16 protein-coding genes and 1 pseudogene are annotated in these 18,746 nt (G+C 59.4%); 6 read left to right on the top strand and 11 right to left on the bottom strand.

What is annotated here, in order from left to right; genetic code table 11:
* The first annotated feature begins 9 nt into the window (after nucleotides 1–9).
* Nucleotides 10–528: a hypothetical protein gene (locus ALQ04_RS16890; protein ID WP_122316898.1), complete on the top strand. Its 519-nt coding sequence runs from the start codon at nucleotides 10–12 to the stop codon at nucleotides 526–528.
* A 52-nt stretch (nucleotides 529–580) separates the two neighbouring features.
* On the opposite strand, the gene ALQ04_RS27705 is transcribed toward ALQ04_RS16890, so the two are convergent.
* From ALQ04_RS27705 to ALQ04_RS16845, 10 genes and pseudogenes are all read right to left on the bottom strand, one after another.
* Nucleotides 581–1,309 (bottom strand): methyl-accepting chemotaxis protein, encoded by a 729-nt coding sequence (locus tag ALQ04_RS27705; protein WP_409077268.1) that lies wholly within the window; start codon nucleotides 1,307–1,309, stop codon nucleotides 581–583.
* Nucleotides 1,310–1,438: 129 nt separating this feature from the next.
* A pseudogene (locus ALQ04_RS27700) lies at nucleotides 1,439–2,365 on the bottom strand (cache domain-containing protein); the annotation flags it as partial.
* Between the two features lie 315 nt (nucleotides 2,366–2,680).
* Nucleotides 2,681–3,466, bottom strand: a complete 786-nt coding sequence (locus tag ALQ04_RS16880; RefSeq protein ID WP_122316896.1) for an IclR family transcriptional regulator — start codon at nucleotides 3,464–3,466, stop codon at nucleotides 2,681–2,683.
* A 139-nt stretch (nucleotides 3,467–3,605) separates the two neighbouring features.
* Nucleotides 3,606–4,172, bottom strand: a complete 567-nt coding sequence (locus tag ALQ04_RS16875) for a sarcosine oxidase subunit gamma (RefSeq protein WP_122316895.1) — start codon at nucleotides 4,170–4,172, stop codon at nucleotides 3,606–3,608.
* Nucleotides 4,173–4,175: 3 nt separating this feature from the next.
* Complete coding sequence (locus ALQ04_RS16870) at nucleotides 4,176–7,082, bottom strand: 2Fe-2S iron-sulfur cluster-binding protein (RefSeq protein WP_122316894.1); 2,907 nt, start codon at nucleotides 7,080–7,082, stop codon at nucleotides 4,176–4,178.
* Nucleotides 7,079–7,384: a sarcosine oxidase subunit delta gene (locus ALQ04_RS16865; RefSeq protein ID WP_122316893.1), complete on the bottom strand. Its 306-nt coding sequence runs from the start codon at nucleotides 7,382–7,384 to the stop codon at nucleotides 7,079–7,081. The genes ALQ04_RS16870 and ALQ04_RS16865 overlap by 4 nt, the downstream gene beginning before the upstream one ends.
* Nucleotides 7,385–7,397: 13 nt before the next feature.
* Complete coding sequence (locus tag ALQ04_RS16860; protein WP_122316892.1) at nucleotides 7,398–8,639, bottom strand: FAD-dependent oxidoreductase; 1,242 nt, start codon at nucleotides 8,637–8,639, stop codon at nucleotides 7,398–7,400.
* On the bottom strand, nucleotides 8,621–9,526 hold the full coding sequence (gene folD / locus ALQ04_RS16855; RefSeq protein WP_122316891.1) for a bifunctional methylenetetrahydrofolate dehydrogenase/methenyltetrahydrofolate cyclohydrolase FolD: 906 nt from the start codon (nucleotides 9,524–9,526) through the stop codon (nucleotides 8,621–8,623). Before folD ends, ALQ04_RS16860 begins: the two co-directional genes overlap by 19 nt.
* Complete coding sequence (purU, locus tag ALQ04_RS16850; protein ID WP_122316890.1) at nucleotides 9,523–10,389, bottom strand: formyltetrahydrofolate deformylase; 867 nt, start codon at nucleotides 10,387–10,389, stop codon at nucleotides 9,523–9,525. The genes folD and purU overlap by 4 nt, the downstream gene beginning before the upstream one ends.
* A 322-nt stretch (nucleotides 10,390–10,711) precedes the next feature.
* Nucleotides 10,712–11,317, bottom strand: a complete 606-nt coding sequence (locus ALQ04_RS16845) for a helix-turn-helix domain-containing protein (protein ID WP_122316889.1) — start codon at nucleotides 11,315–11,317, stop codon at nucleotides 10,712–10,714.
* A gap of 289 nt (nucleotides 11,318–11,606) precedes the next feature.
* On the opposite strand from ALQ04_RS16845, the gene glnT reads away from it, so the two are divergent.
* The 5 genes from glnT (at nucleotide 11,607) to ALQ04_RS16820 (ending at nucleotide 17,506) form a co-directional block, all read left to right on the top strand.
* Nucleotides 11,607–12,941, top strand: coding sequence for a type III glutamate--ammonia ligase (gene glnT, locus ALQ04_RS16840; protein ID WP_122316888.1), 1,335 nt, complete (start codon nucleotides 11,607–11,609; stop codon nucleotides 12,939–12,941).
* Between the two features lie 135 nt (nucleotides 12,942–13,076).
* A complete protein-coding gene (locus tag ALQ04_RS16835; protein WP_122316887.1) occupies nucleotides 13,077–13,997 on the top strand; it encodes a glutamine amidotransferase family protein in 921 nt (306 codons plus the stop codon).
* Entirely contained in the window at nucleotides 13,994–14,677 is a 684-nt protein-coding gene (locus ALQ04_RS16830) for a protein glxC (RefSeq protein WP_122316886.1), read from the top strand. The genes ALQ04_RS16835 and ALQ04_RS16830 overlap by 4 nt, the downstream gene beginning before the upstream one ends.
* Nucleotides 14,678–14,692: 15 nt before the next feature.
* Nucleotides 14,693–16,015: an FMN-binding glutamate synthase family protein gene (locus ALQ04_RS16825; protein WP_115294359.1), complete on the top strand. Its 1,323-nt coding sequence runs from the start codon at nucleotides 14,693–14,695 to the stop codon at nucleotides 16,013–16,015.
* A gap of 165 nt (nucleotides 16,016–16,180) precedes the next feature.
* Nucleotides 16,181–17,506, top strand: coding sequence for an ammonium transporter (locus ALQ04_RS16820; protein WP_122316885.1), 1,326 nt, complete (start codon nucleotides 16,181–16,183; stop codon nucleotides 17,504–17,506).
* A 152-nt stretch (nucleotides 17,507–17,658) separates the two neighbouring features.
* On the opposite strand, the gene ALQ04_RS16815 is transcribed toward ALQ04_RS16820, so the two are convergent.
* Complete coding sequence (locus tag ALQ04_RS16815; RefSeq protein WP_122316884.1) at nucleotides 17,659–18,696, bottom strand: LLM class flavin-dependent oxidoreductase; 1,038 nt, start codon at nucleotides 18,694–18,696, stop codon at nucleotides 17,659–17,661.
* Nucleotides 18,697–18,746: the final 50 nt, after the last annotated feature.

The raw sequence follows: 18,746 nt of genomic DNA, 5'->3' as shown, positions 1-18,746 counted from the left end.
CGGTGGATCATGTGGAAAAGAGCTGAACGTTATCCCCTCAAACCGCCTCTGGCGCAGATCAACGATCCACAGAACCTGCCTGCGGGCGTGCGTCTGTTGAGCCGGATTCAGGACACGCAAGTACCTTCTGGCGAGCATTATCTGTTTTTTGCCAATGAGGGCGGCCTTTCCATCCTTCATGCCTGCGAGCGGCCAAGTGGTGGTTATCTCTATGAGCAGAGTGATTTTCCACAGCGCTTTCTCGACTGGTTCGCGCCAGCCCTGCGTGATTTTCGCAAACCTTCCGGGCAGGGCACATCCAGCCGTCTTTCTGCGCCGGTCCAGGAGGTGGGTGGAGAAATGCTCACGCTGGAGCGAGGCATGGCGGTGGGGGGAGAGGGCGAGCCGGGCTATATCGTCAATAACTGGTCACGCAAACGGGTACTGCCGGGGCTTGGGGATCACTTCATGCCGATGAATGTGGCGTGGAGCGAAAGATTCCTGTTCCAGGGCGGCTTGCTCCGCTTGTTGGGAGAAATCAGGCTCTGACAATCGCCAGTCAACTCGTGCCTGCCTTGGAACGAGTTGACTGGCGAAAGGATCAGGTCTTGAACTTGCGCACCAATGCATCCAGCTCGTTTGAGAGGGTTGCCAGGCTGTGCGAGTCGTTGCGGGCCGAGTCGGAGAGTTCGGCGATCAGTTGCGCGTCGCCATGGATCTGGCTGATGTGGCGGTTGATGTCTTCGGCAACCTGGTGTTGTTCTTCGGCTGCCGTTGCGATCTGGGTGTTCATGTCGCGGATCACGTCCACCGATTCGCGGATCTGCCCGAAGCTGCTGCGCGCCTGGCCGATCTTGCTCACCGATTGCTGCGAAACATCCAGGCTGGCGTGCATCTGTTGCGCCACGGAAGCGGTGCGTCTGGCCAGATTGCCCAGCAAGGTGTCGATCTCTGCCGTCGAGTCGGCGGTACGCTTGGCCAGGGCGCGAACTTCGTCGGCTACTACCGCAAAGCCTCGGCCCTGTTCGCCTGCACGAGCAGCTTCGATGGCCGCGTTGAGCGCCAGCAGGTTGGTCTGTTCGGCGATGGAACGGATAGTGTCGAGGATTGACTGGATATCGTTGCTGTCTTTTTCCAGGTCCGACATGTCCTTGGCCGAGCGTGCGATTTCCGTGCTCAAGCGATCAACGCTGCTGACCGCGTCGTCGATCTGCCGCTGACCTTCACGTGCCTGCTGCTGACCATTGTCGGCCGATTCCGCTGCCTGGCTGCAGGAACGTGCGACTTCGTTGGCGGTGGCGACCATTTCATGGAACGCCGTAGACACCATATCCACCGCTTCACGCTGGCGACCAGCGGCTTCAGCCATGTCATTGGAAACGCGGGTAGAGCTTTGTGAGGTGTCGAGAATCTTGTGTGCGGCCTGGCCGATATGCTGGATCAGGCTGCGGATCGCAGTCAGGAACTGGTTGAACCAGCCCGCCAGTTGCGCGGTTTCATCCTTGCCGCGCACGGTCAGGTTCTGGGTCAGGTCGCCTTCGCCCTGAGCGATGCCTTCAAGACCGCTGGAAACGCTGTGGATCGGACGCACGATCACGCGGGCAAAGCTGGCACCGACGATAGCGAAGACGACCGCCAGGACGGCAGCAATGATACCGATCAGCCAGGTCAGGCGAGTGGCAGAAGCCATGACTTCATCCTGTTTGATCAGGCCGATGAAGCTCCAGCCCAACTCATCGGACGGATAGATGTTGGCCATGTAGCGCTCGCCGTTGAGCTGCACTTCGACCAGACCCTTGTCGGTCTTGGCCAGTTGCGCAAAACCATCGCCCAGGTCGCCGAGTTTCTTGAAGTTGTGCTCCGGTTGCTTGGGGTCGACCAGCACATTGCCGTTCTTTTCCAGCAGGATCAGGTAACCGCTTTCGCCCAGCTTGATCTCTTTGACGATGCTGGTCAGTTGCTTGAGCGATACGTCGATGTTCACCACGCCGCCCGGATTGCCCAGCGTGTTGGGGATCGCCCGCACGGTGCTGACCAGTACAGCGTCATCATTTGCCCAGTAGTAGGCATCGCTGCGCACGGTCTTGCCCGGGTTGGCCATGGCGGTCTTGAACCAGGGGCGCACACGCGGATCGTAGTTGCTCATCTTCGGATCTTCGGGCGTCATCACGTAGCTGCCGTTGATCAGACCGTAGGAAACGTAGGAATAGGCAGGGTGACTCTTGGCCATGCTGACAAAGAATGCGGTGGTCAGCTTGTCGTTTTCCGACTGGGGCGTCGGAGTGGCGCCGGTGTAGTTTCTCAGGTCGTCACCGGCCCCGGCGATCAGTGGATGCGAGGCGATATAGTTGACGTTCTGACTGATGCTCTCGAAGAACAGCTGCATGGCGTTATCGACCTGACGGATCTCACGACTGCTGCTGTTCACAAAGCTATCGGTCGCATTGTTGCGCAGGTTCACGATAACGATAGTGGCAACGACGACTATGGGCAGGCACGCAATGACTGCAAAGGCCCATGTCAGTTTCTGTTTGATGTTCATCCATGCTCCAGACTTTTTTATAAATCGTTATCTGACGACAGCAGGTATAAGCAGAAGACCGGGATTGAGCCTGGCAGCTTCGTCTTATGGCATACCGAGAATTTCGGCAGCGCTTATGGAATCTTTAGCAAACAAAATGCCACTCATCACTTATGAATGTCAGGTGACATTTTTGTGGCCGAGCTCATGGCTGATGGCCGCACTGCATTCCAGCAACAAGGCCTGAAAACGCTCCCTGGCACCTTCCGGATCCATGACCGCATCCGGGCCTGACAGGTTGATGGCGGCGCTGACCTGACCGGTATGGTCCTTGATCGAGGTGGCAATCGCCGTCGAATAGTCGGAGCGATGCAGCACCCAGCCGCGTTGCCGATCGCTCTGGATCAGGGCTTGCAGCTCGGGCAGGGTACGTGGTGCCGGTGACGGGTAATCATCCAGGCGGATGTGCTGATAGAGCGCACCAAGTTCGACCTCGCTCAAGGCCGTCAGCAGCATCCGCCCCATGGCGGTGCAGTGGCAGGCAATCCGGGTGCCCACCGGGATATTCACCGACAGGCGCTGTGCGGCAAAAGCACGACACAGGTACAGGCTGTCGGTCTGTTCGCGAATGCTCAGGTGGCACGACAGCGAAGTGCGGTCGCGCAGTTCGTTGAGGTGCGGCATGGCGACTTCGACGATATCGCGGCTGGCCAGATAGCTGAAACCATCGCTGATGACCCTGGCACCCAGTTCGTACTGGGTATTGATCTTGTTCAGGTAACCCATGCTGGTGAGGGTGAACAGAATCCGGTAGACCGCCGAAGTGCTTACCCCCAGGCGCTCGGCGATTTCATGGATGCTCAGCGAGCGGGTCCGGGCGTTGAACATTCCCAGCACGCTCAGGCCACGGGCCAGGGCCGGGACGCTGTAGTCGCTGTCCTTGTCGGGTGTTTCGATCGTGTTCATGGGTGTTCATCCCGTGGCAGGCCGGTATTACAGGCAACAAATAAACGGGCCATCCGTAGAAGCAAATTCATTCGCGAGAGACCAGTGCCTGCAAAGCAGATGCATCTGCTGAAAACCCGTCTCGCGAATGAGTTTGCACCTAACCCGCGTTGAATTCCGCCATGGCATCCAGCACTGCCCCCTTGAAGTACTCCAGCGAAGCGCGGTCGCAGAGGATCTGGAAGCAGGGCGTACTGTCGACGCCGGCATTGATCACGATCACATTGATTCGCGCCGCTGAAGTCTGGGCCACGGCACCGGGAACAAACGCCTCGGTGCGCAGATCCACGCCACACAGTTTGGCCATTACCCCGGCGATACACACGCCACTCAGTTGCAGCCAGGCATGGCTGTCCTGACGCGGCAGCAGGTAATTGGCGCTGTGGTCCAGTTCCCAGCGCGCTTCCTCGTCGGCGATGCGCTCGCCGCCGTCGTCCGGGCTACCGAGGATCAGATATTCAGTCTGCGACAGCCGCGCGACATGGCTGCCGTCGGCCTGGGTCACGGCCCGGTTCGGGGTATCCGGCAGGCTGAAGCCGCGGCCCTGCAGGTACTCGGCACTTTGCGGGCCGCGAAAGCCCACGCGCGGGGTATCGGTCAGGTCCAGCAGCGTGCATAACTGAACAGGGCTGAGCCCGATGGGATTTTCGGCATTGAGGCTGGACATGTGTCAAAGCTCCTGGCGCTGGTTTTCAGGATCGAAGAAGGGCAGTTTCACCACCGTGGCCTGGACCACGACACCGTCTTCGACACGAATCGGAATCTGCTGGCCGGGCGTGCTCTGATCAAAGGCGGCATACGCCAGACCAATGATCCTGCCCAGGGTTTGCGAGTACTCGCAGGACGTCACGTTGCCGCTGATATCCGGCCCCTTGAGCACCAGATGACCTTCCAGCGGCTGCGGGCTGGCCTTGGGCAGGGTGAAACCCACCAGCTTGCGTATCTGCGGTTGCGCTTCAAGGATGTCCACCGAACGTCGGCCGACAAAGAACGGCTTGCTGCGACTCACTGCCCAGCCCATGTCGATCTCGGCTGGATGAGTCATGCCGTCGGTATCCTGGCTGATGATCACGTGGCCTTTTTCCAGACGCAGCAGGCGCTGGGTTTCGACCCCGAACGGGCGCATGTCATAGTCTTTTCCGGCTTCGACCAGTGCGTCCCAGAGTTGCAGGGCATGACGGGCCGGAACGTGGATTTCGTAACCCAGTTCGCCGACGAAACCGACGCGCAGCAGGCGGGCCTTGATCCCGGCCACGCTGCCTTGACGTACCGCCAGGTACGGGAAGCCTTCAGCCGACAGGTCCAGATCGGAACAGACCTTCTCCAGCACCTTGCGCGAGTCCGGTCCGGCCACGTTGACCGCCGAAATGGCTGCAGTAACGTTGGCGATGTCCACGTTCAGGCGCCACTGGGCGTTCCACTTGAGCATCTGCTGGTAGATACGATCGACACCACTGGTGGTAGCGGTCACGTAGAAATGATTCTCGGCGAAGCGGGCGCAGACGCCATCATCGATCACTACGCCCTGTTCGTTGGTCATCAAGGCGTAGCGCGAACGACCCACCGGCTGCTTGAGAAAGGCGAAGGTGTACATGCGGTTGAGCAGTTCGGCGGCGTCCGGGCCGCGTACATCCAGACCGCCCAGAGTCGAGACATCGATGATTCCGACCTTGTTGCGAACATGATGCGCTTCGGCCTGCATGCAGGCGTCACGTTGCGACGGCTTGCCGTAAAAGGCCGGGCGCTGCCAGATACCGGCAGGCATCATCTTCGCGCCGGCCTGCACATGCCGACTGTGCATGGGTGTCTGCCGATAAGGATCGAAGGCACGCCCGGCAACATGCGCCAGCTTCTCGGCCTCGAACGGTGGACGGGCAGTGGTGACACCGGTTTCACTGACGGTACGCTGGGTCGAAGAGGCCACCAGGCGTGCAGTCGGCAATGCCGAATGACGGCCTTGTGAGGGGCCCATGCCGACCGTGGAATAGCGCTTGACCAGTTGCACGTCGCGATAGCCGATGCGCGTAGCGTTGACGATGTCGCGTACTTGCAGGTCTTCATCGAAGTCGACGAAATCCTTGCCCTTGGGATGAGGAAAGATCGGCCAGGCAAAGTTGACACGCGGTTCGCTGTGCAGTGGCTGCGCATGGGGATTGGGCTCCAGGCCCAGCGCAGCCAAGACGTCGGCACTGGCCTGGACCGCATCGGCCAGTACGTTGTCCAGCGCATGGTAGCCATGCACCGAACCGGCCACGCTGAGGTTCTTCGGCAGGCCGCTCAAGGTGAACTCCGACAGTTGATCGTCGTAGCTCAACTTGCCGCCCGCCTGACACAGCAACTGATAGACCGGCATATAGCCGCCGGACATGCACAGCAGGTCGCACTCGACCGTCAGGCCACTATTGGCAACCTGACCCTGGCCGGTAATCCGGCGCAGCTCTGCGCCACTGACATGGCGCAGGCCTTTTTCATGCAGCGCTTCATAGACCGTGGTACTTGAGTGGCAGGGAATGCCGCGTTTTTCCAGGGCTGCAAGCAACGCGCCGTCCGCAGGATTGGCGCGCATGTCGGCCACGGCAACCACTTCCACACCCTGATCGTGCAGGTCCAGCGCGGCCAGATAGCCATCGTCATTGCCGGTCAGCACCACGGCGCGTTTGCCGGGCTTGACCGCATACAGCTTCATCAGGCGCTGGGCGGCGCTGGTCAGCATCACGCCGGGCAAGTCGTTGTTGCGGAAAATCACTGGCTGGTCGAACGAGCCGCTGCACACCAGGCAATGAGTCGCACGCACCTTGTACATGCGCTTGCCCTGAATTACCGGCAGATAGTTGTCGGTGAACCAGGCGTTGCAGGTGGCCTGTTTGAGTACGCGAATATTGGCGTGACCTTCCACGGCATCGATCAGATTGCGACGCAGCTTTTCCGCACTCTGGCCTTCGATATCGAAGCGCGCATAGGTCAGCGAGCCACCAAGAATCGGTTGCTGCTCGATCAGCAACACCTTGGCCCCGGCGTTGGCGGCGGTCAGGGCTGCCTGCAAGCCGGCAGGCCCGGCACCGATGATTGCCAGATCGGTGAACAGATAAGCCTTGTCGTAATATTCCGGCTGGAATTGCAGATCCAGCACGCCAAGGCCGGCTTTCTTGCGAATGATCGGTTCCCAGACTTTCCACATGCCCTTGGGCTTGTAGAACGAACGGTAATAGAAGCCCACCGGCATGAACTTCGAGAACTTGCCCAGGTAGGCATCCTTGTCGTTATCCAGCGAGCCGTTGAAGTTCTGCCCGGTCACCTGAAGACCGTTTTCCAGTACATGGGTATCGGCCAGCACGTTGGGTTCGCTGGGCAACTGGACCAGGGTGTTGGCGTCCTGTCCGGCCATGGTCAGCGGGCCGCGCGGACGGTGATATTTGAACGAGCGCGACAGCAGGAAACGGCCATTGGCGAGCAGGGCGCTGGCGATGCTGTCGCCTTGCAGGCCTTGATAGGACTTGCCGTCAAAACTGAAAGTCAGCGGCTGGTTACGATCGATCAACAGGCCCATGGGGGCCGGCAGGCGGGTCAGGGTGCTCATCCTGCGATCTCCTTGGACGGGGCAGGGCTGAAGTCGATACGGACGGTAAAGATTTCCCGTGGATCGAAAGTGCGGATGATTTCGTCGCTGGCGGTATGCCGTTCGACCAGAAACCAGTAGCTGGACGGGTTGTGCATCCACCACTCGCGCACCACGCCAAGGGTGTCCTCACTGTTGAAGACGTAATCGGCCCACTCGGCATCGCTGCAGGTCTGCGGGTCGGGCATGTGCTTGAACTCGCCGCCGTAGGTGAATTCGCTGATATTGCGCGGCCCGTTGAGCGGGCATGTCATGACTTTCATGTTTCGCTCTCCGTCAGTGGCTGGCTGCTGTGGCGCCCATTTCGTTGACTTGCCGGAAGGTCGAGAAACGTTCCAGAGCAAAGGGTTTGATCAGGTCCGGCACCTTGCCGCCGCTGGCCACCAGTTCGGCCATGGTCTTGCCGCAGATGGGCGTGGCCTTGAAGCCCCAGGTGCCCCAGCCAGCGTCGAGGTAGTAATTCTTCACCGGCGACAGCCCCATGATCGGGCTGTAGTCCGGCGTCATGTCGGTGATCCCGGCCCATTGACGCATTAGTTTGGCGTTGGCCAGAAACGGGAACATTTCGATGGCGTGAGCCAGCAGGCTTTCCTTCAAATCCAGCGTGGAGCGGGTATTGAACAGCGGGTACGGATCAGAGCCGCCGCCAAATACCACTTCGCCGCGGCTGGTCTGCTGTACATAGCAATGCAGGGCCGACGAGCTCACCAGCGGATCGAGAAACGGCTTGAACGGCTGGGTAACCATGGCTTGCAGCGGGAAGGTCTGGATCGGCGAGCGAATCCCGGCCTTTTTCATCAGTTGCGAACTCATGCCCGCAACCGCCTGTACCGCGCAGCCACACTTGATGGTGCCGCGATTGGTCTTCACTGCAGTGATGGTGCCGTTATCGATGATCAGCTCCTGAACCTCGGTGAGCTGATGAATTTCCACACCGCGTTTGGCAGCCTGCTTGGCATAGCCCCAGGCCACGGCATCATGCCGGGCGGTGCCGCCGTCGATATGCCACAAACCGGCGAGCACTGGCAGGTGGCCGGGGTCCAGGTTGAGCGACGGCACCAGTTCGCGAATCTGCTGGCGGTCGATCATTTCGGTGCGGCCACCGAAGTGCTTGTTGACCTCGGCCCGCTGGCGAAACGAGCGCACCGTTGCGTCGGTGTGCGCCAGCGTCAACTGACCGCGTTCGGAATACATGATGTTGAAGTCGAATTCGTTGGACAGGCTCTGGAACATCTTCACCGACTCGGCATAGAACCGGACGCCTTCGCTGGTGAGGTAGTTGGAGCGGATCACCGCCGTGTTGCGCGCGGTATTGCCCCCGCCCAGATAGCCTTTTTCCAGTACGGCGATATTGGTGATGCCGTGGTATCGGGACAGGTAGTAGGCCGTGGACAGCGCGTGGCCGCCGCCACCGATAATGACCACGTCATAGGACGATTTGAGTTCCTTGGGGGCGGGCAGATCCACCTCGACCGGATACTCCGAGCTAAGCCCGTACTTCAATAGATTGAAAGGCATACGGCCTCCGATTGGCTACGTTGCGCTTGGGCCTGCTGCCGGGCAGCGGTCACGGTGTTTTTCATCAGAAAGGCAATGGTCATTGGGCCGACGCCGCCGGGCACCGGGGTAATGGCCGATACCTGAGGCAAGGCACTGTCGAAATCCACATCGCCGACCAGGCGGCTGCGGTCGTTGTCCTGAATACGATTGATGCCAACGTCGATCACCACGGCGCCAGGCTTGAGCCAGCCGGCATCGATCATGCGTGGACGACCGACTGCGGCGACCACGATATCGGCCAACTGGCACAAGGCCTTGGCGTCGACGCTGCGCGAATGCACCACGGTCACCGAGCAATGAGCCTTGAGCAGCAGGGCAGCCATGGGTTTGCCAACGATATTGGAACGGCCGATCACCACCGCATGCTTGCCGGTCAGATCGCCGCAGGCTTCCTCCAGCAACTGCATGCAGCCACTGGGCGTGCAAGGCGTCAGGACATCGCGACCCTGACTCAGGCCGCCGACGTTTTCACTGTGAAAACCGTCCACATCCTTGGCGGGATCGATGGCCTGCAAGGCGCGGGTTTCTTCGATATGCGCCGGCAGCGGCAGTTGCAACAGAATGCCGTTGACCTTCGGCTCGGCATTGAGCTCGGCGATCAGAGCCAGCAAGCGGGCCTGGGAACTGTCGGCGGGCAAACGGTATTCCAGCGAATGGATTCCGGCTTCCTCGGCGCGCAGGATCTTGTTGCGCACATAGACCTGACTGGCCGGGTCTTCACCCACCAGAATCACCGCCAGCGCAGGCTCGATGCCTTCGCTTTTGAGGCGCTGCACATCGGCTTTGACCTGCTGCAGCACACGCCCGGCTGCCGCCTTGCCATCAATCACTTTTGAAGTGTTCACCGGAAGATCACCGTTCTGTCGGTGTTGAGGAACACGCGATGCTCAAGGTGGTATTTCACCGCCCTGGACAACGCAATGGTTTCGTTATTACGGCCTGCGGCCACCAGGTCCTCGGGCAGGTAGACGTGATCGACGCGCTGCACTTCCTGCTCGATGATCGGGCCTTCGTCCAGGTCGCTGGTGACGTAATGCGCAGTGGCGCCGATCAGCTTCACGCCACGTTCGTAAGCCTGGTGATAAGGCTTGGCGCCCTTGAAACCGGGCAGAAAGGAATGGTGAATATTGATCGCCCGGCCCGAAAGTTGCTGGCACAGGTCATCGGAGAGAATCTGCATGTAGCGGGCGAGCACTACCAGTTCGGTGCCGGTTTCATCGACCACCTTCATCAGCGCGGCTTCCTGCTGGGCCTTGGTTTCCTTCGTGACCGGCAGGTAGATGAAACGAATGCCCTCGCGTTCGGCCATCGGCCGCAGGTCCAGGTGATTGGAGACGATGGCGGTGATGGTCATCTCCATCTCGCCTTTGTGATAGCGGTACAGAAGGTCGGTCAGGCAGTGGTCGAACTTGCTGACCATCAGCAGCACCCGCATGGGCTGGCGAGTGTCGTGCAGCTCCCACTGCATGGAAAAGTCGCTGGCGACGGCATCGAAACCATCCTTGAGCTGCTGGATATCGCCGTCATGACCAGCATTGAAACGAAATACCGCGCGCATGAAGAATTTGCCGCTGAACTCATCATCGAACTGGGCCATTTCCCCGATGTAGCACTGGTTGTCGGCCAGATAGGAAGTCACCGCCGCAACAATGCCGGAGGTCGCCGGGCAGCTGATCTTCAGGATGAAATGGTTCTTTTCGTGTTGCATGGCTTGTCCTCTGGAAATGGCGGCAGCTCAGCGCAGGGCGAAAGATTCGGGGGTAAAACACATTTTTATGGGTGAATAAAAATTCCTATCAGGAATTAAATATTCACAATTTGCGTTTTATAGGTGAAAGAAGGGGGCAGCGTCCAGCGGTTTCTGGAAACTTTTTTTACTGGAGGGAAATTTTTGAGGGGGAATGAAGAGAACGGCTTCGCGAATGAATTCGCTCCTGCGCGGGCCGTTGCGGCCCTGCAACCACCAACCCATGACTATCAGGAGTCGGTAGGAGCCAATTCATTCGCGAAAAAACGCAAGACTTACAGGATCACTCGCCCTGCGCCCCATAATTCATGATCGACAGCATGCGGATCGGCACTTGCACCAGTTGCTCCGGGCCATGGGGAATTTCGCCGTCGAAGGTCAGGCTGTCACCGGCTTCCAGACGATAGAGCTGGTTGCCATGCCGGTAGATCAGCTCACCTTCCAGCAGGTGCAGGAACTCGGTGCCGGGATGGGAAAAGGTTGGGAATTCTTCGCTGGCATCGTCCATCGACACCATATAGGCCTCGAAACTTTTCTTGGGCCCGCGGGTATGGTTGAGCAGGTGATAGGTGTGGCCTTTCTCGGTCCCGCGCCTGACCACTTCCAGCCCTTCGTCGGCCTTGACCAGCAGCGCGCTGCTGCCTTGCTGGTCGTACTGGCTGAACAGCTTGGACATCGGCATGCCCAGCACGTCGCAAAGACGGCTGAGGTTTTCCAGGCTGGTGGACACCTGGGCGTTTTCGATCTTGCTCAGCATTCCCTGGCTGATGCCCGCGATGCGCGCCACATCGGCCAGTTTCAACTCCTGGGCCTGACGCTGGCGCTTGATCTGGATGCCCAGATATTGCTCCAGCTTCAGCTTGGGCTGTAGTTCGTTCGGCATATTCATCGGCTTTGCACGGTTTCCGCTCAATAATTTTTATTTCGCACCATGAATGTGCGATGTCAGCCTCCGCACAACGTCCTGCGGCGGATTATTCCCTCAAGGAAAACGAGTTTCCCATATATACAGAGGAAATTCCGCCTCTGGATGAATTCGACTTTTGGCATACCAGACTGGCAAGGGCTTTGCATTCCTGTAGGGAAAGTAAGTTTCCTGCTTGGAATAAGTATTCCGGCAGGCAGTGAAACAACGGTTCTCAACCTCAACGTTTTGCTTTCGCCAGGAGACAAGTCTCATGTTGCCAACAGAAACACAGCGTCTGATCGAGGAGCATGGCATCAAGTACGTGCTGGCTCAGTTCGTCGACATCCATGGCTCTTCCAAGACCAAGTCGGTGCCGGTCTCGGGCCTGCAAATGGTGGCGGAAGAGGGCGCCGGTTTTGCCGGTTTCGCCATCTGTGGCATGGGCATGGAGCCCCATGGTCCGGACTTCATGGCCAAGGGTGATCTCTCTTCCCTGACGCCGGTGCCCTGGCAGCCGGGCTATGGCCGGGTGGTGTGCATCGGTCATGTCGAGGGTAAACCCTGGCCTTATGACAGTCGTTATGTGTTGCAGAAGCAGGTCGAGCGTCTGAGTGACCGGGGCTGGACCCTCAATACCGGTCTGGAACCCGAGTTCAGCCTGTTCAAGCGCGACGCGATGGGCAGCCTGCAACTGGTGGACACCAGCGATAGCCTCGACAAGCCGTGCTACGACTACAAGGGCCTGTCACGTTCCCGCGAGTTTCTGGAGCGTTTGACCGAAGCGTTGCAACCGGTGGGGTTCGATATCTATCAGATCGATCATGAAGACGCCAACGGTCAGTTCGAGATCAATTACACCTACAGCGATGCCATGGAGTCGGCGGATCGTTTTACCTTCTTCCGCATGGCTGCCGGTGAGATCGCCAATGATATGGGCATGATCTGCTCGTTCATGCCCAAGCCCGATCCCAAGCGCGCCGGCAACGGCATGCATTTCCACCTGTCGATCAGCAGCGCGACCAACAAGAACATGTTCCATGACGCCAGCGATCCGAGCGGCATGGGCCTGTCGAAAATGGCTTATCACTTTGCCGCCGGGCTGCTGGCCCATGGTCCGGCGCTGTGTGCCTTCGCGGCACCAACAGTCAACTCCTACAAGCGCCTGGTAGTGGGCAATTCACTTTCCGGCGCGACCTGGGCTCCCGCCTTTATCGCGTTCGGCGCCAACAACCGCTCGGCCATGGTTCGGGTGCCTTATGGCCGCCTCGAATTCCGCCTGCCGGACGCCGGTTGCAATCCGTACCTGGTCAGCGCTGCGATCATCGCGGCGGGGCTGGACGGCATCGACCGCAAACTGGAAATCGACACCGTCTGCAACGAAAACCTCTACAAGCTGAGCCTTGAAGAAATCGCTGCACGCGGCATCAAGACTTTGCCGCAGTCCCTCAAGGAAGCCTGTGACGCACTGGAAGCCGACCCGCTGTTCAGCGAAGTGCTTGGCCCCGAAATCGTCAGCGAGTTCATCAAGCTCAAGCGCATGGAGTGGGTGGAATACAGTCGCCATGTGAGTGACTGGGAAGTGAAGCGGTATACGGAGTTTTTTTAAAACCCAGCTGCAGGTTTCTGGCTGCAAGCTGCAAGAGAAAGCAGCTCGTGGCGTCCACAAAAATCAGTACCAACGCAGCCATCTTGCAGCTTGAAGCTTGCAACTTGCCGCTGCCGAACAAAGTGAGGCCTCCCCATGTGCGGAATTGTTGGTTTGTATCTGAAAAATCCGGCGCTGGAATCCCAGCTCGGGAAGCTGTTCGAGCCGATGCTCGAAGCGATGACCGATCGTGGTCCCGATAGCGCCGGTTTTGCCATCTATGGCGATGAAGTGGCTGATGGCTGGCTCAAGCTGACCCTGCAGGCCACTACCGAAGATTATGACTTCAAGGCGCTGGTTGCCGCGCTGGAAGGCAAGCTGGGCGCGTCTCTGGACTGGTTTCAGAACGCCAGCGCCATCGTGCTGAAGATCAAGGCCGAAGAAGCGCCTGTACGTGCCGCGCTTGCCGAGCTTGCGCCTTCCGTGCGGATCATGAGTGCCGGGCAGAGCATCGAGATTCTCAAGGGCATGGGCTTGCCAAGAGAGATTTCCCGGCGCTTCGGTCTGGGCTCGATGAAAGGCAGCCACATCATTGGCCACACCCGCATGGCTACCGAAAGTGCGGTGACCATGGAAGGCAGTCACCCGTTTTCCACCGGCGCGGACCTGTGCCTGGTGCATAACGGCTCGCTGTCCAATCACTCGCGGCTGCGCCAGAACCTGCGCCGTGAAGGCATCACTTTCGAGACCGAGAACGACACCGAAGTGGCGGCCGGTTACCTGACCTGGCGCCTGCAACAGGGCGACACCCTCAAGCAGGCTCTGGACAAATCCCTGGAAGACCTCGACGGCTTCTTTACCTTTGCCATCGGTACGCGCAATGGCTTTGCGGTGATTCGCGATCCGATTGCCTGCAAACCCGCGATCCTCGCGGAAACCGATGATTACGTCGCCATGGCTTCCGAATACCAGGCGCTGTCCAGCCTGCCGGGTATCGAGAAGGCCAAAGTCTGGGAACCCGTTCCCGCCACCATGTACATCTGGGAACGCGAGTCGACTCAAGGAGCACGCCCATGAAGACCATCGATCTGTCCAGCGCCACGGTGCGTGAGCTGAATCAGGCCTTGCATGATCAGGCCCTATCCGTCGAAGAGCGCGAGTGGGTCGTGACTCATCCCAATGGCGCGCACAACCTGGCGGTGGGCGTCAATGAAGCAGTGTCCGTGGATATCCAGGGACACGCCGGTTACTACTGTGCGGGCATGAACCAGAAAGCGTCGATCACCGTGCACGGCAACGTGGGTGTGGGCTGCGCCGAGAACATGATGTCCGGCTATGTCCGGGTCAAGGGCAGCGCTTCCCAGGCGGCCGGAGCCACGGCCCATGGCGGGCTGTTGGTGATCGAGGGTGACGCAGGCGCCCGTTGCGGCATTTCCATGAAAGGTATCGACATCGTGGTCGGTGGCAGCATCGGTCACATGAGCTGCTTCATGGGTCAGGCCGGACGTCTGGTGGTCTGCGGTGACGCCGGTGATGCGCTGGGCGATTCGCTTTATGAGACCAGAATTTTCGTCAAGGGCAGCGTTGAGTCGCTGGGCTCGGACTGCATCGAAAAAGAGATGCGCGCCGAGCATCTGGAAGAGCTGCAGGAACTGCTCAATCGCGCCGGTTTCAACGAAAAGGCGGCGGACTTCAAACGCTACGGCTCGGCCCGCCAGCTCTACAACTTCAAAGTCGATAACGCTTCCGCGTACTGATTCAGGAGCATCATCATGAGTGAAAAAACTACTCCAGTCCTGCGCGAGTCAGCCACGTTCGACCGCCTGACCATTCAGGAAATCCAGCGTGCCGCAGAAACCGGCATCTACGATATTCGCGGCGGCGGCACCAAGCGCAAGCTGCCGCATTTCGACGATCTGCTGCTGCTCGGTGCCAGCGTTTCCCGCTATCCGCTGGAAGGCTACCGCGAGAAGTGCGGGACCGATGTGATCCTCGGCAATCGTTTCGCCAAGAAGCCGATTCATCTGAAGATTCCGGTGACCATCGCCGGCATGAGTTTTGGTGCCTTGTCGGCCAATGCCAAGGAAGCGCTGGGGCGCGGCGCGACCATCGCCGGTACCAGCACCACCACCGGCGACGGCGGCATGACTCCGGAAGAGCGCGGTCAGTCGCAGCATCTGGTCTATCAGTACCTGCCGTCGCGCTACGGCATGAACCCGGATGACTTGCGCAAGGCGGATGCCATTGAAATCGTCCTGGGGCAGGGCGCCAAGCCGGGTGGCGGCGGTATGCTGCTGGGCATGAAAGTCACCGAGCGGGTGGCCGGCATGCGTACCCTACCGATCGGTGTCGATCAGCGTTCGGCCTGTCGCCATCCGGACTGGACCGGCCCGGACGATCTGGCGATCAAGATTGCCGAGATCCGGGAAATCACCGACTGGGAAAAGCCGATCTACGTCAAGATCGGCGCCAGTCGCCCGTATTACGACGTCAAGCTGGCGGTCAAGGCCGGGGCCGATGTGATCGTGCTCGACGGCATGCAGGGTGGCACGGCGGCGACTCAGGAAGTGTTCATCGAGCACGTGGGCATCCCGATTCTGCCGGCCATTCCCCAGGCCGTTCAGGCGTTGCAGGAAATGGGCATGCATCGCAAGGTGCAATTGATCGTTTCCGGTGGCATCCGTAACGGTGCCGACGTTGCCAAGGCCATGGCCCTCGGCGCCGATGCCGTGGCCATCGGCACGGCGGCGCTGATTGCCCTGGGTGACAACCATCCGCGTCTGGACGAGGAACTGAAGAAAATCGGTTCGGCGGCCGGTTTCTATGATGACTGGCAGAACGGCCGTGATCCGGCGGGCATCACCACCCAAGACCCGGAATTGTCCAAGCGGCTGGACCCGATAGAAGGTGGCCGGCGCCTGGCGAACTACTTGCGTGTACTGGTACTGGAAGCCCAGACCATGGCCCGCGCCTGTGGCAAGTCGCACCTGCACAACCTCGATCCCGAGGATCTTGTGGCGCTGACCGTTGAGTCTGCCGCCATGGCCCGTGTGCCATTGGCTGGCACCAGCTGGATTCCCGGTTCGCAGTACTGATTCACCTCCCTGTGGGAGCGGTTTTAACCGCGAAGATTTTCGCGGCTGAAGCCGTTCCCACCAATTGCACAGATGCATATCCATAAAGAGGCCGCAAAGGCCCGCAGTCCCGAACCATTCTGCTTTCTGCCCGGCACTTTCCATTCATTTGCAGGAGCTTTGAACATGGTTAATCGTCTACCCGGCAAATCCCTTCTGGCTTTACTGACGCTCGCAGCATGCATGCCTCTGGCGCAGGCGGCAGAAACTCCCACCTTGAATACCGGCAGCACCGCCTGGATGATCACCGCAGCGGTGCTGGTGTTGTTCATGTGCCTGCCCGGTCTGGCGCTGTTCTATGGCGGTCTGGTGCGCGCCAAGAACATGCTGTCACTGTTTACCCAGTGTTTCGGTATCGCCGGTCTGGTCGGCGTACTGTGGATCGTCTACGGCTACAGCATGGTGATCGATACCAGCAACATGGTTGCAGGCGAAGTGACCTTCAACAGCTTTGTCGGTGGCTTCAGCCGGGTGTTTCTGGCAGGCATGACGCCGGACAGTCTGGTGGGCGAGATTCCGGAAGGCGTGTTCGTGACCTTTCAGATGACCTTCGCCATCATCACTCCGGCGCTGATCGCCGGAGCCTTTGCCGAGCGCATGAAGTTCTCGGCAGCGCTGCTGTTCATGGCGATCTGGTTCACGCTGGTCTATGCGCCTGTAGCGCATATGGTCTGGGGCGGGGCCGGTGCGCTGATGCATAACTGGGGCGTGCTGGATTTCGCTGGTGGCACTGCGGTGCATATCAATGCCGGTGTTGCCGCGCTGGCGGCTTGTCTGGTGCTGGGCAAGCGCAAGGGTTATCAGAATACACCGATGCCCGCGCACAACCTGAGTCTGACCATGGCCGGTGCAGCGATGCTCTGGGTTGGCTGGTTCGGCTTCAACATCGGTTCCGGCGGCGGCCTGAGCGGCACCTCGGGGATTGTCATGCTCAATACCCAGGTGGGTGCCTGCGCCGGCATTCTCGGCTGGATGTTCACCGAGTGGTTCAAGGTCGGCAAGCCCAGTGCGCTGGGGTTGGCCAGCGGTGCCTTAGCCGGTCTGGTGGGCATCACACCGGCCTGTGCCTATGTCGGCGTCGGCGGCGCGCTGGCCATCGGCTTGCTGTGCGGTGTTTTCTGCTACCTGAGCGTGACGGTACTGAAGAAGCGCCTGGGTTATGACGACAGCCTCGATGTCTTCGGCCTGCATGGCGTGGGCGGGATGATCGGTGCGGTTCTGACCGGCGTGTTCTGCGTCCCGGCGCTGGGCGGCCTGGTGCCGGATGTGAGCATGGGCGCTCAAGTGATTGCGCAGATCAAGGGCGTACTGTTCACCACGGTTTACTGCTTCGTGGTCAGTTGGGGGATTCTCAAGGTCGTCAATGCACTGATCGGCTTGCGGGCCCATGAGTCGGTGGAAGAGATGGGGCTGGATCTGGCCGAGCACAACGAGAGTGCCTATAACCATTAAACCGCTCCTGCAGGAAGAGCGAATTCACTGGTTCTGTCCTCGTCAAGTGTTGTGGTGTCTCTGGTACAGCGCTGGTAATTAAAAGGGAGACAGCTTGCTGGCGACAACGGTAAATGTCGTCAGCAAGCTGTTAATGCAGACAGAGCGAATGCTTAACGAAACGCTGGCACTACATGCTTGATGAACAGTTCCAGCGATTTCTTTTTCTCGGCATGTGACAGGCTGTTGTCACACCAGAAGCTGAACTCGTCGACGCCCAGTTCCTGGTAATAGCGGATGCGCGGGATGATTTCTTCCGGCGTGCCGATCATGGTGTTCTTGCGGATGTTCGCCAGCTCGAACTCGGGACGCTCCTTGAACTTCTCTTCCGGGCTTGGCGCGAGAAAGCCATTGACCGGCGCCTGCTTGTTGCCGAACCAGGCATCGAAGGTGCGATAGAACTTCGAGATCGCCGTAGCACCGACTTTCCAGCCATCGGGATCGTCTGCGCTGTGCACGTGGGTATGGCGCAGGACCATCAATTGCGGGCGCGGGACTTCAGGATTGTTATCCAGCGCAGCCTGAAACTTGTTCTTCAGGTCGACGACTTCTCCGTCGCCTTTCATCAACGGTGTAACCATCACGTTGCAGCCATTCTGCACCGCGAAGTTGTGCGAATCCGGGTCGCGGGCCGCAATCCACATCGGCGGGGTCTTGATCGGTTTGGGCACGCAGGTGGAAGTCGGGAATTTCCAGATATCGCCATCATGTGCGTAGTCGCCTTGCCACAGCGCCTTGACCACCGGAACCATCTCGCGCAGGGCCTTGCCGCCTTCGGAAGCAGGCATGCCACCGGCCATGCGATCGAACTCGACCTGATAGGCGCCACGGGCCAGACCCACTTCCATGCGCCCGTTGCTGATCACATCCAGCAGTGCACATTCGCCTGCCACTCGCAGCGGATGCCAGAACGGCGCAATGATGGTGCCTGCGCCCAGGTGAATGGTGCTGGTCCTGGCCGCGAGGTAGGCCAGCAGCGGCATCGGGCTTGGCGAAATGGTGTATTCCATCGCATGGTGTTCGCCGATCCAGACAGTGCTGAATCCGCCTTTTTCGGCCATCAGCGTCAGCTCGGTCAGGTCCTCGAACAACTGACGATGACTGACTTGTTCATCCCAGCGTTCCATGTGCACGAACAACGAAAATTTCATGACACTCACCTCGGTTCAATCGTGGCGCTCCAGAAAGGCAGAGCCGGTAT

Origin of the sequence: Pseudomonas cichorii (assembly GCF_003700275.1) — a bacterium.
GTDB lineage: Bacteria > Pseudomonadota > Gammaproteobacteria > Pseudomonadales > Pseudomonadaceae > Aquipseudomonas > Aquipseudomonas cichorii_B.
This window is presented reverse-complemented; position numbering and strand designations above follow the sequence as displayed.

Bases quoted from the DNA above. Each gene is read 5' to 3' on its own strand.
- ALQ04_RS16835 (WP_122316887.1), top strand. From the start codon at position 13,077: ATGTGCGGAATTGTTGGTTTGTATCTGAAAAATCCGGCGCTGGAATCC.
- ALQ04_RS16860 (WP_122316892.1), bottom strand. From the start codon at position 8,639: ATGCCTTTCAATCTATTGAAGTACGGGCTTAGCTCGGAGTATCCGGTC.
- ALQ04_RS16820 (WP_122316885.1), top strand. From the start codon at position 16,181: ATGGTTAATCGTCTACCCGGCAAATCCCTTCTGGCTTTACTGACGCTC.
- ALQ04_RS16815 (WP_122316884.1), bottom strand. From the start codon at position 18,696: ATGAAATTTTCGTTGTTCGTGCACATGGAACGCTGGGATGAACAAGTC.
- ALQ04_RS16890 (WP_122316898.1), top strand. From the start codon at position 10: ATGTGGAAAAGAGCTGAACGTTATCCCCTCAAACCGCCTCTGGCGCAG.
- ALQ04_RS16865 (WP_122316893.1), bottom strand. From the start codon at position 7,384: ATGAAAGTCATGACATGCCCGCTCAACGGGCCGCGCAATATCAGCGAA.
- purU (WP_122316890.1), bottom strand. From the start codon at position 10,389: ATGCAACACGAAAAGAACCATTTCATCCTGAAGATCAGCTGCCCGGCG.
- ALQ04_RS16845 (WP_122316889.1), bottom strand. From the start codon at position 11,317: ATGAATATGCCGAACGAACTACAGCCCAAGCTGAAGCTGGAGCAATAT.
- ALQ04_RS16830 (WP_122316886.1), top strand. From the start codon at position 13,994: ATGAAGACCATCGATCTGTCCAGCGCCACGGTGCGTGAGCTGAATCAG.
- ALQ04_RS16875 (WP_122316895.1), bottom strand. From the start codon at position 4,172: ATGTCCAGCCTCAATGCCGAAAATCCCATCGGGCTCAGCCCTGTTCAG.
- ALQ04_RS16825 (WP_115294359.1), top strand. From the start codon at position 14,693: ATGAGTGAAAAAACTACTCCAGTCCTGCGCGAGTCAGCCACGTTCGAC.
- glnT (WP_122316888.1), top strand. From the start codon at position 11,607: ATGTTGCCAACAGAAACACAGCGTCTGATCGAGGAGCATGGCATCAAG.
- ALQ04_RS27705 (WP_409077268.1), bottom strand. From the start codon at position 1,309: ATGGTGTCTACGGCGTTCCATGAAATGGTCGCCACCGCCAACGAAGTC.
- ALQ04_RS16870 (WP_122316894.1), bottom strand. From the start codon at position 7,082: ATGAGCACCCTGACCCGCCTGCCGGCCCCCATGGGCCTGTTGATCGAT.
- ALQ04_RS16880 (WP_122316896.1), bottom strand. From the start codon at position 3,466: ATGAACACGATCGAAACACCCGACAAGGACAGCGACTACAGCGTCCCG.